The 21,629-nt window shown below is 56.3% G+C and carries 23 protein-coding genes; 16 read left to right on the top strand and 7 right to left on the bottom strand.

Features of this window, described 5'->3' with window-relative positions; translation table 11 throughout:
* The first annotated feature begins 43 nt into the window (after window positions 1–43).
* Together GOW40_RS19230 and GOW40_RS19235 are read left to right on the top strand one after the other, a co-directional pair.
* Window positions 44–511: an Hsp20 family protein gene (locus tag GOW40_RS19230; protein ID WP_171097826.1), complete on the top strand. Its 468-nt coding sequence runs from the start codon at window positions 44–46 to the stop codon at window positions 509–511.
* Between the two features lie 306 nt (window positions 512–817).
* Window positions 818–1,255 carry a CBS domain-containing protein gene (locus tag GOW40_RS19235; protein ID WP_171133578.1) on the top strand — a complete coding sequence of 146 codons (438 nt, stop codon included), beginning with the start codon at window positions 818–820 and terminating at the stop codon, window positions 1,253–1,255.
* On the opposite strand, the gene GOW40_RS19240 is transcribed toward GOW40_RS19235, so the two are convergent.
* From GOW40_RS19240 to GOW40_RS19250, 3 genes are all read right to left on the bottom strand, one after another.
* A complete protein-coding gene (locus GOW40_RS19240; protein ID WP_171133629.1) occupies window positions 1,233–2,483 on the bottom strand; it encodes an Hsp70 family protein in 1,251 nt (416 codons plus the stop codon). The genes GOW40_RS19235 and GOW40_RS19240 overlap by 23 nt on opposite strands.
* 113 nt (window positions 2,484–2,596) lie before the next feature.
* Window positions 2,597–3,583 carry a hypothetical protein gene (locus GOW40_RS19245; RefSeq protein ID WP_371731873.1) on the bottom strand — a complete coding sequence of 329 codons (987 nt, stop codon included), beginning with the start codon at window positions 3,581–3,583 and terminating at the stop codon, window positions 2,597–2,599.
* A 342-nt stretch (window positions 3,584–3,925) separates the two neighbouring features.
* The gene (locus GOW40_RS19250; RefSeq protein ID WP_171231127.1) at window positions 3,926–6,109 is read right to left on the bottom strand and encodes an esterase-like activity of phytase family protein; all 2,184 of its coding nucleotides are present in this window, start codon (window positions 6,107–6,109) and stop codon (window positions 3,926–3,928) included.
* Between the two features lie 266 nt (window positions 6,110–6,375).
* Between GOW40_RS19250 and GOW40_RS19255 the strand changes: the two genes are divergently transcribed.
* The 9 genes from GOW40_RS19255 (at window position 6,376) to GOW40_RS19295 (ending at window position 14,098) form a co-directional block, all read left to right on the top strand.
* A complete protein-coding gene (locus GOW40_RS19255; protein WP_171133581.1) occupies window positions 6,376–7,455 on the top strand; it encodes a hypothetical protein in 1,080 nt (359 codons plus the stop codon).
* A 278-nt stretch (window positions 7,456–7,733) separates the two neighbouring features.
* Window positions 7,734–8,852, top strand: a complete 1,119-nt coding sequence (locus tag GOW40_RS19260) for a hypothetical protein (RefSeq protein WP_171133582.1) — start codon at window positions 7,734–7,736, stop codon at window positions 8,850–8,852.
* A 57-nt stretch (window positions 8,853–8,909) separates the two neighbouring features.
* The gene (locus GOW40_RS19265; protein ID WP_171133583.1) at window positions 8,910–10,841 is read left to right on the top strand and encodes an ATP-binding protein; all 1,932 of its coding nucleotides are present in this window, start codon (window positions 8,910–8,912) and stop codon (window positions 10,839–10,841) included.
* Window positions 10,842–10,942: 101 nt separating this feature from the next.
* A complete protein-coding gene (locus tag GOW40_RS19270) occupies window positions 10,943–11,173 on the top strand; it encodes a hypothetical protein (protein WP_171133584.1) in 231 nt (76 codons plus the stop codon).
* Window positions 11,170–11,466, top strand: coding sequence for a hypothetical protein (locus tag GOW40_RS19275; RefSeq protein WP_171133585.1), 297 nt, complete (start codon window positions 11,170–11,172; stop codon window positions 11,464–11,466). Before GOW40_RS19270 ends, GOW40_RS19275 begins: the two co-directional genes overlap by 4 nt.
* Window positions 11,467–11,505: 39 nt before the next feature.
* A complete protein-coding gene (locus GOW40_RS19280; protein WP_171231128.1) occupies window positions 11,506–11,841 on the top strand; it encodes a hypothetical protein in 336 nt (111 codons plus the stop codon).
* Entirely contained in the window at window positions 11,838–13,175 is a 1,338-nt protein-coding gene (locus GOW40_RS19285; protein ID WP_171133587.1) for a DUF6638 family protein, read from the top strand. Before GOW40_RS19280 ends, GOW40_RS19285 begins: the two co-directional genes overlap by 4 nt.
* A gap of 1 nt (window position 13,176) precedes the next feature.
* Window positions 13,177–13,443: a hypothetical protein gene (locus tag GOW40_RS19290; protein ID WP_171097844.1), complete on the top strand. Its 267-nt coding sequence runs from the start codon at window positions 13,177–13,179 to the stop codon at window positions 13,441–13,443.
* Between the two features lie 10 nt (window positions 13,444–13,453).
* Entirely contained in the window at window positions 13,454–14,098 is a 645-nt protein-coding gene (locus GOW40_RS19295; protein ID WP_171133588.1) for a DUF1523 family protein, read from the top strand.
* Between the two features lie 38 nt (window positions 14,099–14,136).
* Here the strand turns inward: GOW40_RS19295 and GOW40_RS19300 are convergent, their stop codons facing one another.
* The 4 genes from GOW40_RS19300 to GOW40_RS19315 form a co-directional block, all read right to left on the bottom strand.
* Entirely contained in the window at window positions 14,137–15,234 is a 1,098-nt protein-coding gene (locus GOW40_RS19300; protein WP_171133589.1) for a flagellar basal body P-ring protein FlgI, read from the bottom strand.
* Window positions 15,231–15,953: a transglycosylase SLT domain-containing protein gene (locus GOW40_RS19305; protein WP_171136461.1), complete on the bottom strand. Its 723-nt coding sequence runs from the start codon at window positions 15,951–15,953 to the stop codon at window positions 15,231–15,233. The genes GOW40_RS19300 and GOW40_RS19305 overlap by 4 nt, the downstream gene beginning before the upstream one ends.
* Window positions 15,954–16,025: 72 nt before the next feature.
* Complete coding sequence (locus tag GOW40_RS19310) at window positions 16,026–16,454, bottom strand: Lrp/AsnC family transcriptional regulator (protein ID WP_171133591.1); 429 nt, start codon at window positions 16,452–16,454, stop codon at window positions 16,026–16,028.
* Between the two features lie 54 nt (window positions 16,455–16,508).
* Complete coding sequence (locus GOW40_RS19315; RefSeq protein WP_171133592.1) at window positions 16,509–17,828, bottom strand: MFS transporter; 1,320 nt, start codon at window positions 17,826–17,828, stop codon at window positions 16,509–16,511.
* 168 nt (window positions 17,829–17,996) lie between these two features.
* Between GOW40_RS19315 and GOW40_RS19320 the strand changes: the two genes are divergently transcribed.
* From GOW40_RS19320 to lptB, 5 genes are read left to right on the top strand one after another with little or no spacing between them, the layout of a single operon-like run.
* Window positions 17,997–18,611, top strand: a complete 615-nt coding sequence (locus tag GOW40_RS19320) for a ribonuclease D (RefSeq protein ID WP_171097855.1) — start codon at window positions 17,997–17,999, stop codon at window positions 18,609–18,611.
* Window positions 18,608–19,576: an SIS domain-containing protein gene (locus tag GOW40_RS19325; protein WP_171231129.1), complete on the top strand. Its 969-nt coding sequence runs from the start codon at window positions 18,608–18,610 to the stop codon at window positions 19,574–19,576. Before GOW40_RS19320 ends, GOW40_RS19325 begins: the two co-directional genes overlap by 4 nt.
* On the top strand, window positions 19,576–20,187 hold the full coding sequence (gene lptC / locus GOW40_RS19330) for an LPS export ABC transporter periplasmic protein LptC (protein WP_254444517.1): 612 nt from the start codon (window positions 19,576–19,578) through the stop codon (window positions 20,185–20,187). Before GOW40_RS19325 ends, lptC begins: the two co-directional genes overlap by 1 nt.
* 3 nt (window positions 20,188–20,190) lie before the next feature.
* Window positions 20,191–20,685 (top strand): LptA/OstA family protein, encoded by a 495-nt coding sequence (locus GOW40_RS19335; protein WP_171133594.1) that lies wholly within the window; start codon window positions 20,191–20,193, stop codon window positions 20,683–20,685.
* Window positions 20,685–21,443 (top strand): LPS export ABC transporter ATP-binding protein, encoded by a 759-nt coding sequence (lptB, locus tag GOW40_RS19340; protein ID WP_171133595.1) that lies wholly within the window; start codon window positions 20,685–20,687, stop codon window positions 21,441–21,443. The genes GOW40_RS19335 and lptB overlap by 1 nt, the downstream gene beginning before the upstream one ends.
* Window positions 21,444–21,629: the final 186 nt, after the last annotated feature.

Consider the following 21,629-nt stretch of genomic DNA (forward strand, 5'->3'; position numbering starts at 1 on the left):
TGGAGGGCTTCGACATAAATCGCTCTGAAAGAGGATTGCACCTATGCGTACATTTGACTTTGCACCGCTGCATCGCGCCACCATTGGTTTTGACCAGATCGCCGACGTGATGGATCGTGTGTTGACCAAAGATGTGGCTCAGCCCACATACCCGCCCTACAACATCGAAAAGACCGACGCTGACACCTATCGTATTTCGGTGGCTGTTGCCGGGTTTTCGGAAAATGATCTGTCGGTCGAAGTGAAAGAGAATTCACTGGTCGTCTCTGGCAAGAAAGCGGCGGACGAAAAAGAACGCAGCTATCTGCACCGTGGCATCGCCACCCGCGCATTCGAGCGCCGTTTTGCACTGGCGGATCATGTGCGCGTCACCGGCGCTAGCCATGAGAACGGCATGCTGAACATCGACCTGAAGCGAGAAGTGCCTGAAGCGCTGAAACCGCGCCGGATCGAGATCTCTTCGTCCAAAGCGATCGAAAAAGACGTCGTTGACGCCAAGGCCGTAAACTAAGGCCCTTTTGAACCCGCGATAATCTCCTCCTCCCGTATTATCGCACCACACGCCCCGCGTTCCTCCAGACGCGGGGCGTTGTGATTTTAGAGCACCCCGTAGAATCAGAGCGGGATCGCCGCTGCGTTGAAGCGCAGAAACGGGGACAATATCTCTGGTTGAGCGGTACTTTCCTGTGCAAAAAAGCGGATTGTTTCGCATTTTAGGAAATTCTGGGGCTGTAAACGGCTCGATCTGTGAACCAGTTCACTCAAGCCACCTCATTTCCATGCTAGCCCGGAAGAGTTTTGTTTTAGGGGGTAATACATGGTTGTTCATTCGGTTGCAGAAATTGTAAAGACGCGCACGCTTCCACAAAGCGGTCCTGACATTACGGTCAGCGAGGCCTGTGGTGTTTTGGATGACCTTAATGTGGGCGCCTTGGTTATCATCGAAGACGATGCGCTGATCGGCATTCTGAGTGAACGCGATGTAATCGAGAAATGTATATATCCGAAGAAATCGACCGGTCAGACTCGCGTGCGTGAAATCATGACGCCCAGCCCGTCAGTCGCTCATGCGACCTGCAGCCCTGCAGAGGCCATGAAGCTGATGGTCGAGGGCGGGTTCAAACATTTGCCGGTCGTCGATGGGCCGCGGGTTGTCGGGCTGTTGTCGATGCAAGATGTACCGTCCGAGTATCAAGTGATGCTGGAACAGTTCACCGAAGCGCAATCTGCCCCTAGCTACGGTTTGCAGCAATAGACAGGCCGTCAGCTACAGCGGTGAACACCTCCGAAAATCGGTGCTCTGCGTCAGGAAAAACCGACTTCATGGATGCTGTCACAGTGCTCATCAGGCTTGATCCGCCAACATAGACAATACAATCCACCTTATTCGTGGCGATGCCCCCCTGTTTGAGTGTCTCGCGTGCGGCCTCTGACAGTTTGTGCTCAAACGGGTTGAGCGACGGAGCCAAGCGCGTCATCGATACCGGGACACACAAGTCGCGTTCTATTTGAGCCAGCGAGATTTCGGCGTCAGAGCTTTGCGTGTTGGCCGCGATCTTGCCGCGTTCGACCGCGAAGGCCAGATCGTGGCCCAGCTCGTCATGCAGAACTGTTGACAGCCGCGCCAGCTTCTTGGGCTCTTCCGCCAGGCGCGCCATCTCGTCGACCATCCGTCGATTTTGTGGCGTATAGAGGAACGGGATCTTTTCCCAAGTCGCCAAGTCGTTGAAAATTGCTGCAGGCGTTGGTGAGGTGCCGGGGCCCATCACTTTGCGCAGTTTGGTGCCTTTGCCCAATAGGGGCATCACCAAATCCACGTTGATGGCTCGGTCGAAATCCGTGCCACCAATACGCACCCCGTGATTGGCCAAAATCTCAACCTGCGCCGCGTGGGTCCGAAACAGCGAAAAATCCGAGGTTCCGCCGCCGATATCAACGATCAACCCGATTTGATCCGTCTGCCCCAATGCCCCGCTGGAAATCGCCGCCGCGACGGGTTCGGGCATGAAATCCACTTGGCTAAACCCGGCCGCCAAATAGCATGCGCGCAGGTCGGCCTCGGCCTGTTCTTCGCGTGGGTCTGCGGTGGCGTGAAACACGACGGGGCGACCTGACAAAGCTTGATCAATTGTTGCCCCGCACTGTGCTTCGGCCCGCTCTTTGATGCGGGCCAGAAAGCGCGAGATGATATCGACGAAGGTTACGCTTTCATTCAGGATCTGACGCTTCTCATGCATCAGACTGGTGCCCAATACCCGTTTCAGCGCCCGCATGAATCGCCCCTCGGCCCCGTTCAACAGCGCCGTGTTTGCGGGCTCGCCAATCAGGGTCTCGCGGGTGTCGAAGTCGAAGAAGAATGTGGTGGGCGGGGTTGTTTGCCCGGGCGCCATCTCGACCAGCTTGGGCTTTCCGTTTTCCAGAAACCCGGCAGCGGAGTTTGACGTGCCGAAATCAATACCGAATACGGGGCCATGAGGTGCCATGCCCAAAACTTTCTCGAAAATGCGCAGAAGGTGGTGCACCTAATGTTTCACAGACAGCGGGTCAAGCAGGTACCTCGACCTGGTTGCATTGGTCTGGTCACTGGCGCAAAAAACTATGTAGCTTCCTGACCTCTTGCCACAGATTTCCGATGCGTTTTTTTGCCAATCAATAATACCGACAGAGTGCTCGGCAACCTGAGTGCAACTTTATAGAGGATCGATCCGCAGAACAGTGCTATCACCGGCGCTCCAAGGAAGAAAAGCACATATATCGGCTGGTTTGGATCTAATCCAATGTGCACCAATATTTGATACAAGGTAGAGATAACTATCGCGTGGCTAAGAAACGCGGGGTAAATAAATGGCTCGCGCTTAACGAAGAAGCCTGAGAAGTGTATTTTCACAGCTACAAGGCTGAGTGCCAAGAAACCAAAAACAAGTGCAAGCCGTTTGAAAAGATTACTTGCAAGGTGGACTACGTTTTGGATTTGGCTTGAATCCGGTTGCGTTTGCGACATGACGAGCATCAGCGCAAAAAACGAGATAAAGGCAGGTATGGCAATCTTGAGATCTGCCATCTGCGCTAGCGATACGCGCTTGTGACGCAATACAAAGCCAAAAAGCATAAATAGCAAAATGCTCTCGCGAAAGACCAGTGGTTCCAGGCTGTCGGTAAAGTAGGCGGCTAAACCGACAACAACGCTGACCAAGGGAAAGGCGACAATCAAAGGTCGTGCGAGCGCGATAATGCACGAGGAAACAAACAAATCGCGCAGAAAGAAAAGAGGAAGGCCGAGCGTTTTGTCAAACAGTCCGGTCACGTTATTCAATAGGTCCAACTGGGACCCTGATTTGAGGATCTCGGCTGTTGTTGTCGATATCCCAGCGGAAAGAGCCAAAAGTGCCAAAGCAATCGTGATGACGTTCCAAGTGATCATGGGAACACATAAAACGATAAATCGATCTTTTATGGATTTCAGCAAGCCACGAATAACCGTGTCGTATAAGAGAAAGCCGCTGATCATGCTTAATGCCGCAACGCTCGCGCGGCCGCTCATCTCAATCAAGAGCCAGGCAAGAATCTGATAGTCCCCTGTCATCACCGCGCTTTCTTGGTGAGATCCAGGGTTCACATGAACGTACATCATGCAGAAAATGCATAGAAATCTGGTAACAGAAATAATCTGAGAGTCGGTCGACAGTCGGTTCATTTGTTCACTCGTTAAAGGGGCACCGAATTAATATTCAGTACTTAAGATATAATACGGTAGTGCGCGAAATAAGAAAACCAAATTAATTTAATGCACTCCAACTTCGGCCACAATGCCGCAATAATCGTCGTATTGTTTCGCTCGGCCCTATCGGAATTCGCGACTTCGGTCGTATTAACATTAAATAAGCTCCGCGAAGTCAGACGCGAAGCTTGTGCTTTCAGAGCTGGATCAATTGCCCGCGTTCACAGATCCGATCGACCAGAACATCGTCTCACCCGAAGCGTCGTCGACACCGTCATTGTCGGTCATCACAAACGCCTCGCCCGAGGGCAGGATCGCCAAACCTTCGATCTTGTCCAGAACATAGCCGCCAGTTGAGGTCAAGTCGGGCAGAAGGTCGCGGACCTCTTGCTTGCTGACCACGGGCAGGGGGCTTCCCAACGGGGCAGGGCTCATGTCCGCCAGCGGGATGCGATAGATCTTTTTGGTCACCGCGCGGTGGTCGTGCTGGTTGTCGCGTTCAATGACATAGACATGGTCACCAAAGGCCACGATTTCCGACAGGCCGACCCAGCCGGTTTCGGGATCCGCTTTGGGATAGTGCACCGCACCCCATTCACCGCTGTCCAGATTGTAGGAGACCAGTTTCACATGGTTTTCCGGATCGTCCTTCCATTCCCGCTGAACCGCCATCCACAGAGTGTCGCCGACCTTGGTAATGCCTTCAAAGCCAAAGCGTTTCTCGACCGCCATCAGCTCGGCTGGCAAGCCGATCTCACCCTTGCGGTCCTTTATCAGACCGTCGGCCGACACGTGATAGATCGCATGCGGGATAACCCGGTCGGTGCGACCTTCTGAGGCGACGTAGAAGCCGCCATTGCCGTCCAGAGTGATGCCCTCAAGGTCCAGCTTTTGCGCCGGGTTGCCGTCTTGGCGGTGGATGCGGATCACGTCCACGATGCGAGCGGGCTGCTGGCTGGGGTCGATCTTGAAGATCGAAGGCTGGAAGCCATAGAAGCTGTCATTGACCGCATAGATCATGCCATCTTCGTCCGCGACCAGCCCGGACAGGGCGCCCCAGCCGATCAGCTCATCCGCGCCTTCTGACGTCAGATGCGGATAGGCGGCAGGCGCATCCTGATATTCGAAGATTGACACATGCGCGCGCGGGCCGCCATCTTCGATCAGGTCTTTTTCATTGGCCGAGATCAGCAGGTTGCGCTCGGGGATCGCTACATAGCCTTCAGGGCCAACGCCTGAGGGTAGCAGCTGTTTCAGCACCGGGTTCGCCGGATCAGTGGCGTCATAGACGCCGACGACCGAGGCGCGCTCGGCCCCCACAAAGATCATCGGAGTGCCACCAAATGTGGCTGCGGTCACGCTTTCGGGTTCAACCCCTTTGCTGTCCGAGCGTTTGTCGGGGTAATGACCGATCTGGATAATGGCTTTCTCGAAATCGGTGCCGTTTTCGTAAACAACACTGCCGTCTTTGTGAAAGATCGTCCAGCCGCGCGAACCGCCTTCGTAATCGCCCTCATTGGCCGTGGCGAAGTGGTTGTCATCGATCCATTTCACCGCGTCTGGCTCACGCAGGCGACCCGGCTGGCTTTCGGTAAAGATCAGTGCACCGCGCTCATCGGTCGCGTCGATGCCTTCCAGATCCACGCTGCCAGCCGAGAAATGGCTGACTACGTTGCCATCCTTGTCGACCACCGCGATGTGGTTGTTTTCCTGCAAGGTGATGACAGTTTCACCCAGGCTGTTGATGTCAACAAACTCAGGCTCGGGGTCGGTGGGCGCAACCTCGGCCAGACCGGTCAGGGTGGCCAGTATCATGCCCGCGCAATCCAGTGCGCCATCCTTCAGCGGCACCAGAGCCAGAGACCCGGCAGGCAGCTGCGGGATGATGCCATCGTTCAGGTCTTCGTCGCGCTCATTTTCAATGGCCACAGCAACAAAACTGCCATCGGGTGCGATGGCAACGCTGTCGGGCTGGCCGCCCAGATCGCAGGCGCCGGTTTTCACCTTGCTCGCGATGTCAACCGAGATCAGCTTGCCCGACGGTGCGGTATAGCTCTCGGATGTGTTCACACCGACAAACGCGGTCGCACCAACGATGCCGACCGAAGTGGGCTCACCACCCACATCCATCGCGCCCAGCGGGGCCGGCTTTGCGGGGTTGGTGATGTCGATCATCCCGATCACACCCAGCGGGCTGTCGGTATAGACCAGTGTCATGCCATCGGCCGAAGCGGCGATGATCTCGGGCGAGGTTTCGCGGGTGGTATCGGCCCCTTCGCCCATGTTTTTAACAACAGGGAAAGACGCAATCCGGTTGAAATTCATCTCTGCCAGGCCCTGACCAGCGGTCAGCGCAAGGGCAGATGTCAGGCAGGCAAAGCGCAGTGACATCCTGTGGTATCCTCTCTCACTAGAACGTCGAGTGGCATGGACCGGGTTTATTGCGTGACCATGACGGTTTTGTTTCAGTTTGATGACAAAGGGCGGCGGCGTTGCAGGGAAAGCGCGCGTACCCAAATCCACGCGCCAAATGGGTGTTGCCGCTATCTTTTGGCGGGTGAATTTGTCAGTCTTTTCTGGAATTTATCACCCGAGGGGATGTAAAAGGCCGTAACATCACCTATCTATAGGGTATATAACGAAAAAAGGGATAGAAGATGTCGAACCAGCAGTTTGAATCATTGATTCAGGAAACCCAGACCAAAGTCCGCGAAAGCCAGTCACAGATCGAAAGCCTGACCTCGCGGATCGAGGCCGTACGGGCCAAGATCGGCACGGCTGAGGCCGATATCGACATCGAAAATGCGACGTTAGAGGATGTGCACGCCCATACCGAGGTGATGAACGCCAATATCGCCGAGCTGATCATGGGTCTGGACGACGTGACCAGCGCCTTTTCCAAGGATTTCGACGAGATGCGCTCCAAAACCGGGTGGGAGAGCTTTGTCGGCATTTTCGCCAAGGGCAAATCCGAGTCGATGCGGCAGGAGCGGATGCGCACCGCCAATATTGACGACAAGCTGCAAGACCTGATCGCCAAATCCGATGTGATCGTGAAGCTGCTGGAAGGGCAGTTGGCGGTGCTGGAAGAACAGCGGGTGAAGGTCGAACAGAACCTTTCCGTCACGCTGGATGACCGTGAGGCTACCGTAGCCGAACTGGAGGCATTGCGTGCCGAGATTCAAGGCATGGACCCGACGATTATTACTCTGGAAAACAAGATCAGCGTCGAACAGGACGCTGCCGCGCGCACCCAATTAGAGACTGAATTGGCCGAGCTGAATACGCAATACAACGCCAAGGTTCAGGAAGAACAGGTCAAGCTGGCCAAAAGCCAGACGCTTGAGCGCTATATCGAAAAGGGCAAAACCTGGGTCGATTCACTGCAAAATCAGGCGGCGACGCAGATGGTGCTGATCAACAAGCTGCAAACAGACACGCAGCAGCGCGTGGTGCTGTATGACGCCCTGACCAAATCGTTGAAAACCGCGCAGCAGCAGGACGTGGCGCACCGCATCAACGAGATCGGCGTGCAGACAGACCAAGAGGCGCAAACTGCCATGGCGGCTATCGGCACCGCGACGAACCAGAAAATGGCCGACATGCTTGAAGCGCATGAGGACCACATGGTCTTTGCCCGTGATGTGTTGGAGAAAAAGGCCAAGGCGGACGAACGCTTTGCCCGTCGGTTCGCGTCGATTGTGGAGAAGCATGATAAGAATTTGTATGGGGGTTAAACCTCTATGGTTCGATCGGGTCGGACTAGCTCGATCCTTAAACTCTTGGCGTCGTTCTTGGGGCTTAGCGCCATCGGAATGCTCTTTTGCGTAGCATCATGTGTGATCGCAATAAGAGTTTTTGGTTCGGATGCTTTGATTGCCGAGGTCGTCTTAGTCTCGACCAGCATGGCGTTCATTGTCTATGGTGTTTGGTTGTTCACTTGGTTTCGCACAAAGGGGAACGAGCTTGATCGAAAATACCGCCCTTGGGCCTACGACAAGTTTGGTAACCCAAAATGACTAACCCCACCCAAGACCATGTCGGCCTGACCGACACCTTCGCCTCGCGCCGCTATTTCCGCAAGTTTGAGGTGATCACCGTCCACCTGTTGCGCGTGGCTGCAACGATGGAGGCTGAGGGTGCGATCAGCAAGCAAGAGGTGCGGATCGTGTCGCGGTATCTTTCGGGGCTGCTCTACACCTTTCGCGCGCTATCCATGAAATACCTGCTGGTCGGGCGCGATACGGGGCGGTTCTTTGGCAGTCTTGCGATGGACAAGCGCGACAGCGGGTTTCCGGTGGCGGCCGAGTTGCTGACCATGGCGAATGACGCGCAGCAGGCGCAAGTGCATCTGGCGAATATGCCCTCAGCCGATGAGCTGAAAAACGACATGGTGCGGACGATTATTGGCGATCAGGAGATCCCCACCAAGCTGCAATTCGCGCTGTCGCAAAGGCTCTATTACGAGGAATTGCTGAGGGGAGAGCTGTTCTGGGCGCGTAACGATCCCGAATGTCACTGGATCGAGAATGAAGGCGATCGCCGCAAGTTCCTGCTGCACTGGGCGGTCTATGACAGTCAGATCAACCTGCCAGTTCTATACATGATGCAGTTGGAAGACAGCGGCAAGACAGCACTGCCCAAGGACCAACGCCGCTGGCCCGAGGTGCAGGCACATCTTATGGCGCAGTCTTTGGGCGGGTTGAAGCTGGTGACCATCGCCAAAGGGTTCGATCAGGATTTCGACGATCTGCATCCCAAACTCGTACGCCGTATCCATGTGGGGCCGATGTATTCCTCGGCCTATACCGAGCAATCCGGGCCATTGCGTCGGATGCTGGAAGATGCGCAGGCCCCTGAGGGTCAGGATTGGGCCATGGCCTGGACCATCGAGGAGTTGCAGAGCGAGGACGTGGTGCAGGAACGCGCAGGCTGGTTCGGCACGGTCGACCGCGAGGTTTTTGCGCTGGACCCGTTTGGCGGGCAGGGGGCCGAAACCGGGGCAACACGCACGCAGCGCTCGATCATCCTGCCTCAGCGCCCGTTTCAGGTGCTGGCTGAGCGTAACCCGCCGGGTTTTGGGGATGTGCGTAAATTCGTGGTCAGCAAGGCAGGGCAGGTGTTGCGCTATTAGATTTCATGCCTCCGGCGGAGGTATTTTTGAACAGAAGAAGCAGGGGCGGGTTTTGAGATGAGTTTGACGTCAGATCAGATGGAATTGCGCGAGGCCGATATTCGCAAGCATTACCCGGCGGCGACCGCTTTGCTGAGCGGGTTCGAGCATGCTCCGCGGATTGCCAAACCGGTTGAGGCAGCGGTGGAGCGGTCTCCGGGTGTCACAACAGGGCGGCGATTTCGGTCGACGACGCCAGGGTTGGTGACGCGGCGGGTGGCGCGGGCGGATGGGGTGCATCTGGTCGAGCGGATTGAGGCGTCGGATGATGGCGATGCGCTGGTATCGCCGCCGCAGGCGACGGTGCAGCAGAGTATTCGCCGGGCCATCGCGATTGCTCTGGCGGTGGCTGAGGCTTATGCCGAACAGACCCCGCTGGCCGATTTGAAACGTGCCAATCTGGCGGGGGATTTGCCTGCGGCGCGGAAGAGTGAATTTTCGCAATTGCTGACGGCTGAGGCGCTGATTACGGGCCATGTGTTTGGCAACTCGCTGGCTTACCTCATGTCCTCGCATCTGGGCGAAACCACGGTAGATCTGGGTGAGATCGAAGAAGTTCTGACCGATAATGGCCAACTCGCTCTGCATGGCGCGCTGTGGGAGTTGGATCAGATATTGGCCAAACATGCGCCCGATGATGCGCATCTGATCGCGGCCGCCAGTGCCTATGCCGAGCAGTTGATGGACAAGGTTGCATTGCGCGTGAAATCAGCGGGCCATTTGAGCCCGTTTCAGACTGCGTCCTGGCATATCGAGACGGATGATCTGACGATCCGGGGGTTTGAGCCAGCGTCCAAGGCCAAATCCACCACGCTTACCATGACGTTCAAGAAGCCGAATGAGGTGGTGGGCAACCATATCGCCAAATATCAGGCGATGAAGCTGGCCAAGATGCTGATGGCCTATGATTTCGACCGCCGCCTGAACCCGTTTGCCGAGCTTGGCGGGTTCATCTTTACCTTCATGGGCGATGGCAAACCGGGCACCGGGAAAACCACTCTGATCCAGATGATGGCCGGGCTGATCAATGACTATTGCCAGAACGCGGGCTACCCGTTCCGCTATCAGAACCTGAGCACCGACAATATCGACAGCTATCAGGGCAAATCCGGCCAGAACGCCAAGGCGTTTATCAACACGATCATTGACCCCTCGGTCATCGGCTTTGGCACCATCGACGATATCGACCAATTGGCGGGTAAGCGTGGTGATCGGCAGTCCAGCGCCGGACAGTTGGAAATCACCGCAGTCCTGATGGAGAGCTTCGCCGGGGCCAACACCGTTGTGCGCGGCAATTGCACCTTTGGCATGTTCTCGAACTACCCCGAGAATGTGGATGACGCCCTGCGCCAACGGGCCGGTGCGCGGTTCCTGGTGGACGGGCCGCAAACGCGTGAGGACTATATCGACATCCTGCACCTGCTGATGGGCCGCAACCACGACATTCCGCTGGGTGAACACGAAGCCTATGCCGCGCAGGAGATCAAGAAGGCCGTCGCCGCCAGTTTCGAAAGCCATTCCCGCCCGCATGAGGATGCTTTGTTGCAGGTTTACGACCGGGTATCGGCTCAGATCGGCCAGCTGGACACGATTGCCAAGCTGGGCACCTACCTCAAGGCGATTCAGGCCGCAGATGAACGGTTCACCGGTCGTGCGATCAAGAACATCACCGACGCGGTCAAGGTGCGCGCGATGGATTTCGAACTGCCAGATGAGTGGATGGAGAACCCCGAGCTGTTCCTGTTCCGTGACTATGACACCAAAAAGGCCATGATCGCTGACCTGCGCCAGCCGATCACGGTCGAGATGGTGATCCAGGAAATCAACCGCTACGCCGACAGCGAATTCCGCTATGCCGACAAGAGCGACGAGGTCGCGATTGAGAACGCGGTGCGTGAGATGGGCCGAATGGAGGAGGCCAAACGCCGGTATCTGGAGGGGAAAGGGTGAGCGGCGGGCTGTTCCTGATTTTGGCGTCTCTGGTTGCGGCGTGCCTCTGCGTGGGTATTTGGGTTGCCCGTTGTCGAAATGCATCGCGCAGGGCTGTGGCGATGCTTGCGCTTATCGTATTTGCGATCACCTATATCTGGAGCAGCCTGTTCGAGATTTGGATCAATGGTGCCTCGGTCTTGCGTCCTCAGTCTCTGTTGCACGCATTCGGACCTGGTGAAATGCCTTCACATTTTCTTGGCCAGTCGTTGTTCTGGTATGCTCCGGCGATGATCTTTGCAGGTGGCGCGTATGCAACAACGCGTCGTCGTTCAAAGGAGGCAAAGACATGATACTGACACTTGCAATCACCGCAGTAGCCCTGGTTTTGGGTCTCATTCTGCCATTGCGCTGGGGCGTAGTTGGCTTTCTGGGGGCTGTGGCGGTTCTCTATCTGATCCAGTTCGGCATCAATACCAGCCGCGGGTTCGAGGGTGCCTCGTGGGAAGAGACGCTGATCCTGTTTGAGGGCAGCGTGGTGTCTTACATCGGCTTCAATTTGCAGATTACCGCGCGGTCCTTTGCGTTGCCTTTGCTGGTGTTAGCGGCTGTGGTTGTGGGGCGGTTCAGGAGGGGAGTAAGCTGAGTTGAATATAAGCTCGAACTGTTTTGCGGGAGAGCCTGAGTGCTAGATATCATCTTCCTGATGACCTGTACTCTTCTTGCCTATATTGGCATTAAGTTCGTCCTTTGGGTGATAAGGCGTCTTTTGCCTGTTCCAAAGGGAGCGTTCATGTGGTTGCGTTTCTTTGTTTGGTGGACCGCAAATTTGGGTTTTGTAGTTGCCATATACTCCGGCGTTATCGCTTTTTCTGGTGTTCTTGTTTTGGAAATTTGGGGTTTGGGTCAGCGTCTAGAGCCCTCCGTACTCCTGATGGGGGGGCTCATTTTGTCGGCACCTTATTGGGTCGGCTTGGCCAAAGTAATTGATCTTCAAGTTGCGCATAGGTTGTCGTCATGATCCGCCTCATCGAAAAAGGCCTGATGTTTGGCAATCTTGTCCACATCTCCAGCCCGGCTCTGGTCGAGCGGTATAATCGCGCGCTGCAGCATCTGTCGGGTAAGACCACCGCGCTGACGGATTTTCATATCGATATCTCGGGCTATTCCCCCGAGATTGGGCAGGAACTGGGTGACCCGCTTTACCTCAACCCCAATGGGGTCAATCGGCAGTTCATCCTGCTGACGACCGAGCAGAAACGCGCGCCTCTGCTGAATGTCAAATTCTCAACCTCGCGCGACATCTTGCGCGACTTTATCGAACAGAACGAAGCGCAGCTGTTTGCTCTGACCGCAACGGATGCGGTGGCCGGAGAGCTGGTGAACTCGGTCTTCAAGCTCACCACGCCGGCTGATCTGCTGACGCTCAGCAAGATCGAGATTGAAGCGGATACAGTGGGTGGTACCCTGCGAAAGGCCGAGCAATTGGCGGGTATGGTCGAGCAGTTCAAAACCGAAGAGGACGCCTGGTTCGACGATGTTCTGATCGCCAGGATGATCGAAACAGCCAAAGATACAGGCGATGTGACACGCAACCCTGTCCGTTTGCGCCATACCGCGTTTGATCAACCGAACTTCTGGACGGCGCATTATGGCGGGCTTTATCTGTTTCCTGACCTTGAGCATCCGGCTGCGATTTATGCGGGTGAACGGCCAGACGGCTTGCCGCTGGACTATGTGTTTCACATGTCGCAGCACAATCAGATCGCCAAATTTCTGAACTATAACAAGCTCGTGGAAACCATCATCGAGGCGCGCGGCGTGGATTCTGCTGCCATTTTGCAGCAAAAAATGGATTTTCTGACGGTGTCGGCGGCTGCGCATGCCGATGTTGACCTGAAAGGCTTGGACCGCCGGGACCTGCGCCATCTTGCGCGCCGTCATGTGGACCAATTGCCTGAGGCCTATCACGGGCTGGCGCAGCTGCTGCGCTGGGCAACGGATGGCGGGCGGTGGCCGCGCATAACCTCGGATCACCCGGCCTATTTCTATACTCTGCGGGCGGCCAACACGCCGCATCGGGATTTGGTAAACATGTTGCTGACCGAGCTGGCGCCACTGGACCCGCGCCAGATGTTCATTTGCCACAAAGAGCTGTTCTATGCGACCTACGCCCAGTGGCCTGAAAGCAAAAAAGCCTATGTTGCCGATTTCCTTGCCCGCGAGTATCAGCTGGACAAAGCAGGTGCACGGGCGGCCTTGTTCGGGCATGAGCCTGATATGAGCGGTGACGATCGGATCAGTGACGATCTGATTGCTCGTGTCGGGCCCTGGGGTTCTGTAAGGAGGGATTGAAATGCTCGGAGCGCTACGACTATTTCTGATCCTTTTGTTTTTACAGACGGTTGCATATTTTGCGCTGTCTCTTTACTCGCGCGGTGTCCGGCGGCAAAAACTGGAAAGCTGGTGGGACGAGAAAGGCAAAACCGGTGACAAGAACGCGTTTGTTGAACGCGGATTGCACGTCTATGACAATTCTTTCCGGCGCAAGTTGATACTCGCGGTCTACATTGTGCCCTGGATCGCTGTTGGCGCACTGATCTATATCGTGAATTACATGTGAGGGATAAGACATGGCTTATCTGAAATGGGGTTTCATTCTTGTCTTCTGGATCACGCTTGGCACGATCCTCCAATATGCGCTGCCGCAACATGATGTCGTGCGGATCGTTAACACTTATGAGGAACGTCAGGATCTGAACGATTGGACGCGGATCTTCTGGTCTGAACCCGAGGATCAATCGACCAGCTTGTCGAACCGCGACGTTCAATTCATTCAGGCGGTGCGCGCCAACGGCAAACCCATCGTGTATCGCAACGAAGATACGGGCTGGGGTTGGCCGCCCTATTTCAAATTCGACACGGCGAACCTTTATACCGAAGCGAATGATGCAAAGTCGACAAAAGAGGATCCGGATTGGGTTGTGGTCACCCATTATGGCTGGCGGAACGAGTTTATGTCGATCTTCCCTAACGCAATTTTTATTCGCCATGTCGAAGGCCCGGATGTTCGTATCATCCCTTGGTTCAATATCATTTTCCTGACCGTGTTTGTGGCCATCGTTTGGGCTCTGTGGGTTCGGTGGCGCCGTTTCCGGCAAAGACGGATCGATCCTGTTTTGGAAAATGTCGAAGACGGCTTGTATGCCGCAGGCGACGCGATTGACGAAAAGCGCAAGGGATTCAGACGGTGGCTGGACAGTTGGAAGTCGAAGTAAGATCGAACAGGGCCCTTCGGCTATTCCATTGCCGGTTTTTACCTGACAACAAATTCTGCATGTAGCGCGCCAGCCGCCTTGATCGTTTTCAGGATGTCGATCATGTCGCGTGGCGACACACCCAGGGCGTTCAAACCGGCCACCACTTCGGACAAAGTTGTTGCCTCGGGGATTTCGGCCAGACCAGTGCCTTCCTCTTCTTCGATGCCTGCAATTGTACGTGGGACAACAACGGTTTCACCCCGTGCAAACGGGTTTGGTTGAACCGCGATCGGGGCTTCTTCGACCGTCAGGGTCAAATTGCCTTGCGAGACGGCCACGCGTGAGATTCTGACATCCCTGCCCATTACGATCGTGCCCGACCGCTGATCGACCACGACCCGGGCCTTGGTTTCAGGCTCAACCAGAATGTTTTCGATCCGGCCGATTGCATGCGCAGTCGACACCGCGCGGGTGGCCTCTATGTTGATCTCAACGGTGCCGGAGTCGCGCATGATAGCCACGACCCGGTTGAACTCGGTATTGATTGCCGCCTCAATGCGCCCGGCAGTTGTAAAGTCCGGCTCGCGCAGGGCCAGTCTGAGTTGGGTCAGCGATGACAGTTGAAAGTCAATCTCACGTTCAACGCGAGCGCCCGAAGGGATAACGCCCGACGTTGGAACGCCCTGCACGACCGAGGCCGCCTCTCCTTCTGCGACCGCGCCGCCGGCCAAAACAGTGCCTTGGGCCACCGCGTAAATCTGGCCGTCCGCGGCATTCAGCGGGGTCATGATCAAGGTGCCACCCAACAGGCTTTTGCTGTCGCCAATAGCGGAAACGGTAATGTCGATCTGACTGCCCACACGCGAAAACGGAGGCAAAGTGGCTGTAACCAGAACCGCTGCGACATTTTTGGGCCGAAAGTCTTCGCCGTTCACACTAACGCCCAGACGTTCGAGAATGCTGGACATGATCTCTTCGGTAAAGGGCGAGTTTCGCAGCCCGTCTCCGGTGCCGTTCAAACCGACAACAAGGCCATAGCCGACAAGATCGTTGCCGCGCACGCCGTCGAAATCCACCAGATCCTTCAGGCGAATGGTGCCAGCGCTGGCCAGGCTCGGCAAAAGCAAAAGGATCAGGGCAAGGAGGCGGATCATAGGAAGTTCACCAGAGACAGACCCGCGTTGCGCACGGTGACGGAGTAGAGGCTTTCCAGTTGGAACTGGACGGTTTGCAATTGTGTGGCCGTTTCATACGGGTCCGCTGCGATCAGTTGATTGCGTGCAAACTCGATGCTGGTCATGGCCGCCGCGTTGCGCGTTGCGGCCTGTTCGATGCGCGCCTCGGCCGCGCCAATCTGCGCCAGCACGGTTTGGAAGCGGCTGGTATAGGCTTGGGCCAGGTCTGGGGTTCTGGAATGATAGGCTCCGGCAGCGGCGGGCCAGCTTCCCAGTTCCGCGTATAGCTGTTTCAAAAACCGCGCGGCGTATTCTGCGTTTTCATGGGGGTCGAACATGGCGTCGATCGAGCGGAACGCGTTTCCATGCCAGCGATAGTTTATCTGGAAACACCCGACATCGAAACTGTGCGTGCCGGACTTGAAGATCTTGAAGACATAGGCCTTGGCTTCAGCTTCGGACCCGAACCAATAGCCTTGGCCTTCGACATTGACGGCCCAGGGCCAGGGGATCAGCTGCCCGTCTTTGGCGCGCCCGGTTTCCACCCGTGTGATGGCACGTAGGATGTCAATCGGTACCCCTTCGGCCTGCGCTGCATGTCGCGCGGCCTGATCACAGACCGAAGCCTGCGCCACCGCACCAATGAAAGCAAAAACAAGCGCCCACGGCGCAAGGATCAAGTTGAAAGGATTGGGCATTCTGCCGGTCCGGGATTCTTTTGGTCCGGGTCAAGCTAGCGGGGTTTCTCTTTACAGAGGGTTAGCGCCGCTTCAGTTTCGATCAATCCGGCGGCCAAAGACAACGCTTGTATTGGTCCGCAACACGCCCGGGATTTTCGCCAGTTCATCAACCAGAATATCCAGATCCTCAAGCCGAGGCGCCTCGGCTGACAGCATAAGGTCGAAATCTCCGTTGATCGAGAGGCAGAGTTTGACTTCGGGATAGGCCTCAAGCCGTTTCACAATACGTGTGGTCTCATTCTGCTGCACCTCCAGCATCACGATGACCTGCACTTTGGGCGTATCTTCGGTCGCCCCCAAACGCACTGTATAGCCCGCGATCACGCCGCGTTCTTCCATGCGATTGATGCGCTCGTGGACGGTTGTGCGCGCCACGCCCAAGGCACCGGCAATCTGCGTGGTCGAGGCGCGGGCATTAGCCTGCAGAGCGGCGATAATACGACGATTCAGCTGATCCATTGGGGCTCCGGTACAGGGCGCATGTATTTGGTTATGGCAGATTTGCCCGTGGTCTCAAGCCTGCCGAGGGACCTTTGGATGCAGGTCGTCGATGATGATGGGATGGGCGTGGGGCAGACCCCCTGCCAGATGTGGGTGGTCGGGCGGCAGGTTTGGGTGATCGTGCTGGATGGGATCCTGGTCCTTGCGCGGCCAGAGGCCAAATGCAGCGACAATCCCCAAGACAGAAAGCGCCGCCATGCTACCAAGCGCGACTGCGGCGCCTGACACGGTCATCAACCAACCTGACAGTGGATAAGTCACCAGCCAGCACCCGTGCGACAGGGTGAATTGCGCGGCAAACACGGCAGGACGGTCTTCGGGATGCGCGGATCGGGTCAACAGACGGCCTGATGGTGTCAGCGTGGTGGAATAGCCGAACCCGGTCAGCGCCCACAGCGCGACCAGTAGTCCAAGCGTTAACGGGACATGGGCTGCCAAGATCGCAGCACAGGCCATTGTCGTAGCACCCAGAATTGCTCCACCCAGCATGACGCGGCGATCTTCGATTCGGTCCAGCAGGCGGGGCAGCATGAAGGCGGCGAGCATTGATCCACCGCCAAACCCGGCCAGCGCAATGGCCACCGCGCTTTCGGACAACCCAAGATCAGATCGCACAATCACAACCGTATTCACGATGACCATGGCGCTCAGCGCTGCTGCGCTTGCGTTCAGCGCAAGCAGACCGCGCAGCCGGGGTGTTTTGAGATAGATTTTGATGCCGCGTGTCGTGCGGTCATAGATCCCGCGGGGCCTGCTGGGTTTGGGCGAGGGCAGGGCGAGCGACACGACTAAGAGGGCCGACGCTACAAAGCCCAAGGCGGTCCCCCAAAACAGGCTGTTGAAGCTGACCAGTAACAATAAAGCAGCTGCAAAAACCGGGCTCAGCAGGCTTTCCAGATCGTAGGCCAGTCGCGATAGCGATAGCGCGCGGGTATAATCCGCCTCGTCGGTCAAAACATCTGGTATCGTGGCCTGAAATGCCGGCGTGAACCCGGCCGAGGCGGATTGCAGAACAAAGATCAGAACATAGACCTGCCAGACCTCGGTCACGAAAGGCAGGCAGAGCGCCACGGCGGCGCGGATCAGGTCGAGAACAACCAGCATCTTGCGGCGATCCAAACGTTCGGCAAATGCCGCAGCCAACGGTGCCACGATGACATAGGCAACCATCTTGATCGTAAGCGCGGTGCCAAGGATCAAACCAGCGGCGTCACCCGCCAAATCATATGCGAGCAAGCCCAGAGCAACCATCGCAAGGCCGGTGCCGGTCAGGGCAACGATCTGTGCGGCCAGCAGGTGGCGATAGGTTCGGTTTCTGAGAACGTTCAACATCGGAATTCAGCCTTCGACATGCGTCCCAGCTTTTGTGGCTTTCAACAAAAAGGCAATGGCTTTGACAGCTTGGGTTTGGCACCGCTTGGCCGATGCCCCTTAGATGGCGTTGAGTTTATGGGGCAAACCTCTTATCTCGGGGGCAATATCGCTCAAAGGATTAGTTGCGTGGCGAACCATCTTTACAAAAACGACCTGCCAGACGGCTTGGACCTGGGGCCTGTTGTGGCCATCGACTGTGAAACCATGGGGTTGAACCCGCATCGTGACCGGCTCTGCGTGATCCAGATGTCGGGAGGCGACGGTGACAGCCATATTGTTCAGGTCGAAAAAGGCCAGACCGAGGCGCCCAATCTGTGTGCCATGCTGGAGAACCCGGAGGTTTTGAAACTGTTCCATTTCGGACGGTTCGATATCGCGGCGATGTATCACGCATTTGGCGCTTTAGCGGCGCCGGTTTATTGCACCAAGATCGCCAGTCGTCTTGTGCGCACCTATACAGACCGGCACGGGCTGAAGAACCTCTGTCAGGAACTGATCGGCGTCGATATCTCGAAACAGCAGCAGATGAGCGACTGGGGGGCCGAAACCCTGACCGACGCACAACTGGACTATGCCGCGTCTGACGTTCTGTATCTGCACCGCTTGCGGGATGCGCTCAACGGGCGTCTTGCCCGCGAAGGTCGGACCGAAATGGCGCAGGCGTGTTTTGACTTCCTTCCCATGCGTGCCAAGCTGGACCTGGCAGGTTGGCCCGAAACGGATATCTTTGCGCACTCATGACCGATAACGAAGCATTCCTGAAAACGGCCCGGCAGGTCGTAACCGACGAAGCCCGAGCGCTGGACGTGCTGGCCGACGGTCTGGATGAGCACTTTGCCGAAGCCGTGCACATGATCCTGCAGGCATCAGGCCGTTTGATCGTCAGCGGCATCGGCAAATCGGGACATATTGGTCACAAGATAGCCGCCACTTTGGCCAGCACCGGAACACCTGCCTATTTCGTGCACCCGGCCGAGGCCAGCCATGGTGATCTGGGTATGGTGTCAAAAAGCGACGTGGTCCTGGCAATCTCCAACTCGGGCGAAGCGCCCGAACTTGCCAATCTGTTGGCCTTCACGCGCCGCTTTGGCATTCCGTTGATTGGCTTGTCCAGCAAGCCCGAAAGCTCGCTGATGAAACAGGCCGATGTGCATTTGCTGATCCCGTCATTGGGCGAAGCCTGCGGGTTCGGCATGGTACCGTCGATCTCGACCACCTTGACCCTGGCGATGGGTGATGCGCTGGCCATTGCCCTGATGAAATACCGCGATTTCAAGCCCGAGAATTTCCGCGATTTCCATCCCGGTGGCAAATTGGGCGCGCAGCTGAGCAAGGTGCGCGACTTGATGCATACCGATATTCCGGTTGTGCTGTTCGATACCCCGATGAGCGAAGCATTACTGGTCATGAGTCAGAAGAGCTTTGGCGTGGTTGGGGTCACGGATGCCGACGGACGCCTGTTGGGGATCGTGACCGACGGGGATTTGCGCCGTAACATGGATGGGTTGCTGGAGAAGGCAGTCGAAGAGGTCATGACTCGAAACCCACGCACAATCGGACCCGAAGAGCTGGCAGAAAGTGCAGTTGCTCTCATGACAATGCAGGCGCCAAAAATCACGTGTTTGTTTGTGGTCGATCCCGAAGGGGATGGACGGGCTCAGGGTATCCTTCACATCCATGACTGCTTGCGCGTCGGGTTGGGCTGATGCGCAATACCATGGATCGCTATTCCCGGATGGTGCAGTTCCTCAAGGTGCTGCTGCCATTGGCGGCGATCCTGCTGTTGGCCTCGGTCTTTCTGCTGTCGCGCAGCATCGAAACGGATGTCTCGGTGCCCTTCACAGCCGAAGCGATTGACGAACGGCTGGCCGATCAGGTGGTGACGATGCCTGACTACAAAGGGGTGACGCGCAACGGCGAGGAGGTTCGGGTAGAAGCGATCCGTGCGGCCCAGGGCACTGACCGGGATATGCCCACAGCAACGGAATTTCACGGCACTTACAATCTGCACAACGGTGGCGTCATCACGCTTGACTCGAATACCGGCACTATTAGGCCCGACAAAGGCACAGCTACCTTTGAAGGCGATGTCGTGATCCTGACGGCTGACGGTATTCAGGTGACCACCGATCTGCTGAACACGTCGCTGGATGAAATCCGCGGCGATACGCCAGGGCAGGTCGATGGTGTTGGTCCGATTGGAGAATTTACAGCCGGGCGCATGACCTTTGGAACTAAAAAAAAGGATGGCCCGGTCCATATTCTTTTTACAGATGGGGTGAAACTGATATACGAACCCCCAAAAGCAGAAAGATAACTCGTGATTGATTTGCGCGCCGCCCTTGTATCCATTGCCCTCAGTTTCACGGCAATACCTGTTGCGGGGCAAGAAGCGCAGGTCGCGTTCGGGTCGCCAAATGCTGACCCTACACTTCCGGTCGAAGTCACCTCGGAAACCTTGAACGTCAACCAGGAAGACGGCTCGGCCGAGTTCATCGGCAATGTGATCGTTATTCAAGGCGAGATGCGTCTGACGGCTGAGCGGGTTCTTGTGATCTACAATCAGGAACGTTCGGCCATTGAACGGATGGAAGCGACCGAAGATGTGGTGCTGGTCAGTCCGCCGGATGCGGCAGAAGGCGACTGGGCAGAGTACACGATCGATACCGGTGTCATCAACATGCGCGGGAATGTGCTTTTGACCCAGGGGCCCAGCGTGATCAGCGGCGACGAGATGGAAGCGAACCTGACCACAGGCACCGCGACCATGAGCGGCAATGTCAAAACCATATTGCAGCAGGGTGGCGGCAACTGATGGCGAAACCCAAACTTACGGTTGCAGAAGGCTCATCTGGTCTGAGGATCGAAAAGCTTCGTAAATCCTATCGCAAGAAAACCGTCATCCGCGACGTCTCGATGACTTTGGATCGTTCCGAGGTGGTGGCGCTGTTGGGCCCTAACGGATCGGGCAAAACGACGACCTTCTATTCCGTTGCAGGTCTGGTGTTCCCCGAGGCCGGTACGGTGACAATTGACGGTCAAAACGTGACAACCCTGCCGATGTATCGCAGGGCCCGGTTGGGCATCGGGTATCTTCCGCAGGAAATGTCGATCTTTCGGGGTATGAGCGTTGAAGACAATATCGCCGCCGTTCTGGACATTACCGTTGACCACGTTCACCGCCGCAAAGAGCGGTTGGAAGAGCTGCTTTCGGATTTCTCGATCGAGCATCTACGCCGCGCACCCGCCTTGGCCTTGTCCGGGGGTGAACGGCGGCGCGTCGAAATAGCGCGCTGCTTGGCTGCAGATCCCAAGTATCTGTTATTGGACGAGCCTTTTGCAGGGGTCGATCCGATCAGCGTCGGCGATATCCGTCATCTGGTGGCCGATCTGAAGAAGCGCGGGATCGGTGTTTTGATCACAGACCATAACGTGCGGGAAACGCTTGAGATTGTCGATCGTGCCTACATCCTGCATGACGGGCAGATGCTGATGTCCGGCACTCCCGATGAAGTTGTGGAAAACGAAAACGTGCGGCGTGTTTATCTGGGTGAAAATTTCAAGATTTCATGACGTTGCGCGGAAAGACGCCAAATTGTTAGGCGAAATCGCGTATATACACGACCTGTTTTGATTGACTCTTCGGCTGTCTCTTGCCTCAATTGGCACATGGCATTTCTTCGGTTCCAATCTGGATCAGGATGCCCCTTCTTTGAAGGGTGTGATCTCAGACAACCCCGGGACATGCCGCTATCCCCC

This window comes from Ruegeria sp. HKCCA6707, assembly GCF_013033515.1.
Taxonomy (GTDB): Bacteria; Pseudomonadota; Alphaproteobacteria; order Rhodobacterales; family Rhodobacteraceae; genus Ruegeria.

What these genes read in the sequence shown, in the direction of transcription:
- GOW40_RS19230 (WP_171097826.1), top strand. Translation starts at nt 44, where the DNA reads ATGCGTACATTTGACTTTGCACCGCTGCATCGCGCCACCATTGGTTTT.
- GOW40_RS19235 (WP_171133578.1), top strand. Translation starts at nt 818, where the DNA reads ATGGTTGTTCATTCGGTTGCAGAAATTGTAAAGACGCGCACGCTTCCA.
- GOW40_RS19240 (WP_171133629.1), bottom strand. Translation starts at nt 2,483, where the DNA reads ATGGCACCTCATGGCCCCGTATTCGGTATTGATTTCGGCACGTCAAAC.
- GOW40_RS19245 (WP_371731873.1), bottom strand. Translation starts at nt 3,583, where the DNA reads ATGACAGGGGACTATCAGATTCTTGCCTGGCTCTTGATTGAGATGAGC.
- GOW40_RS19250 (WP_171231127.1), bottom strand. Translation starts at nt 6,109, where the DNA reads ATGTCACTGCGCTTTGCCTGCCTGACATCTGCCCTTGCGCTGACCGCT.
- GOW40_RS19255 (WP_171133581.1), top strand. Translation starts at nt 6,376, where the DNA reads ATGTCGAACCAGCAGTTTGAATCATTGATTCAGGAAACCCAGACCAAA.
- GOW40_RS19260 (WP_171133582.1), top strand. Translation starts at nt 7,734, where the DNA reads ATGACTAACCCCACCCAAGACCATGTCGGCCTGACCGACACCTTCGCC.
- GOW40_RS19265 (WP_171133583.1), top strand. Translation starts at nt 8,910, where the DNA reads ATGAGTTTGACGTCAGATCAGATGGAATTGCGCGAGGCCGATATTCGC.
- GOW40_RS19270 (WP_171133584.1), top strand. Translation starts at nt 10,943, where the DNA reads ATGCTTGCGCTTATCGTATTTGCGATCACCTATATCTGGAGCAGCCTG.
- GOW40_RS19275 (WP_171133585.1), top strand. Translation starts at nt 11,170, where the DNA reads ATGATACTGACACTTGCAATCACCGCAGTAGCCCTGGTTTTGGGTCTC.
- GOW40_RS19285 (WP_171133587.1), top strand. Translation starts at nt 11,838, where the DNA reads ATGATCCGCCTCATCGAAAAAGGCCTGATGTTTGGCAATCTTGTCCAC.
- GOW40_RS19290 (WP_171097844.1), top strand. Translation starts at nt 13,177, where the DNA reads ATGCTCGGAGCGCTACGACTATTTCTGATCCTTTTGTTTTTACAGACG.
- GOW40_RS19295 (WP_171133588.1), top strand. Translation starts at nt 13,454, where the DNA reads ATGGCTTATCTGAAATGGGGTTTCATTCTTGTCTTCTGGATCACGCTT.
- GOW40_RS19300 (WP_171133589.1), bottom strand. Translation starts at nt 15,234, where the DNA reads ATGATCCGCCTCCTTGCCCTGATCCTTTTGCTTTTGCCGAGCCTGGCC.
- GOW40_RS19305 (WP_171136461.1), bottom strand. Translation starts at nt 15,953, where the DNA reads ATGCCCAATCCTTTCAACTTGATCCTTGCGCCGTGGGCGCTTGTTTTT.
- GOW40_RS19310 (WP_171133591.1), bottom strand. Translation starts at nt 16,454, where the DNA reads ATGGATCAGCTGAATCGTCGTATTATCGCCGCTCTGCAGGCTAATGCC.
- GOW40_RS19315 (WP_171133592.1), bottom strand. Translation starts at nt 17,828, where the DNA reads ATGTTGAACGTTCTCAGAAACCGAACCTATCGCCACCTGCTGGCCGCA.
- GOW40_RS19325 (WP_171231129.1), top strand. Translation starts at nt 18,608, where the DNA reads ATGACCGATAACGAAGCATTCCTGAAAACGGCCCGGCAGGTCGTAACC.
- lptC (WP_254444517.1), top strand. Translation starts at nt 19,576, where the DNA reads ATGCGCAATACCATGGATCGCTATTCCCGGATGGTGCAGTTCCTCAAG.
- lptB (WP_171133595.1), top strand. Translation starts at nt 20,685, where the DNA reads ATGGCGAAACCCAAACTTACGGTTGCAGAAGGCTCATCTGGTCTGAGG.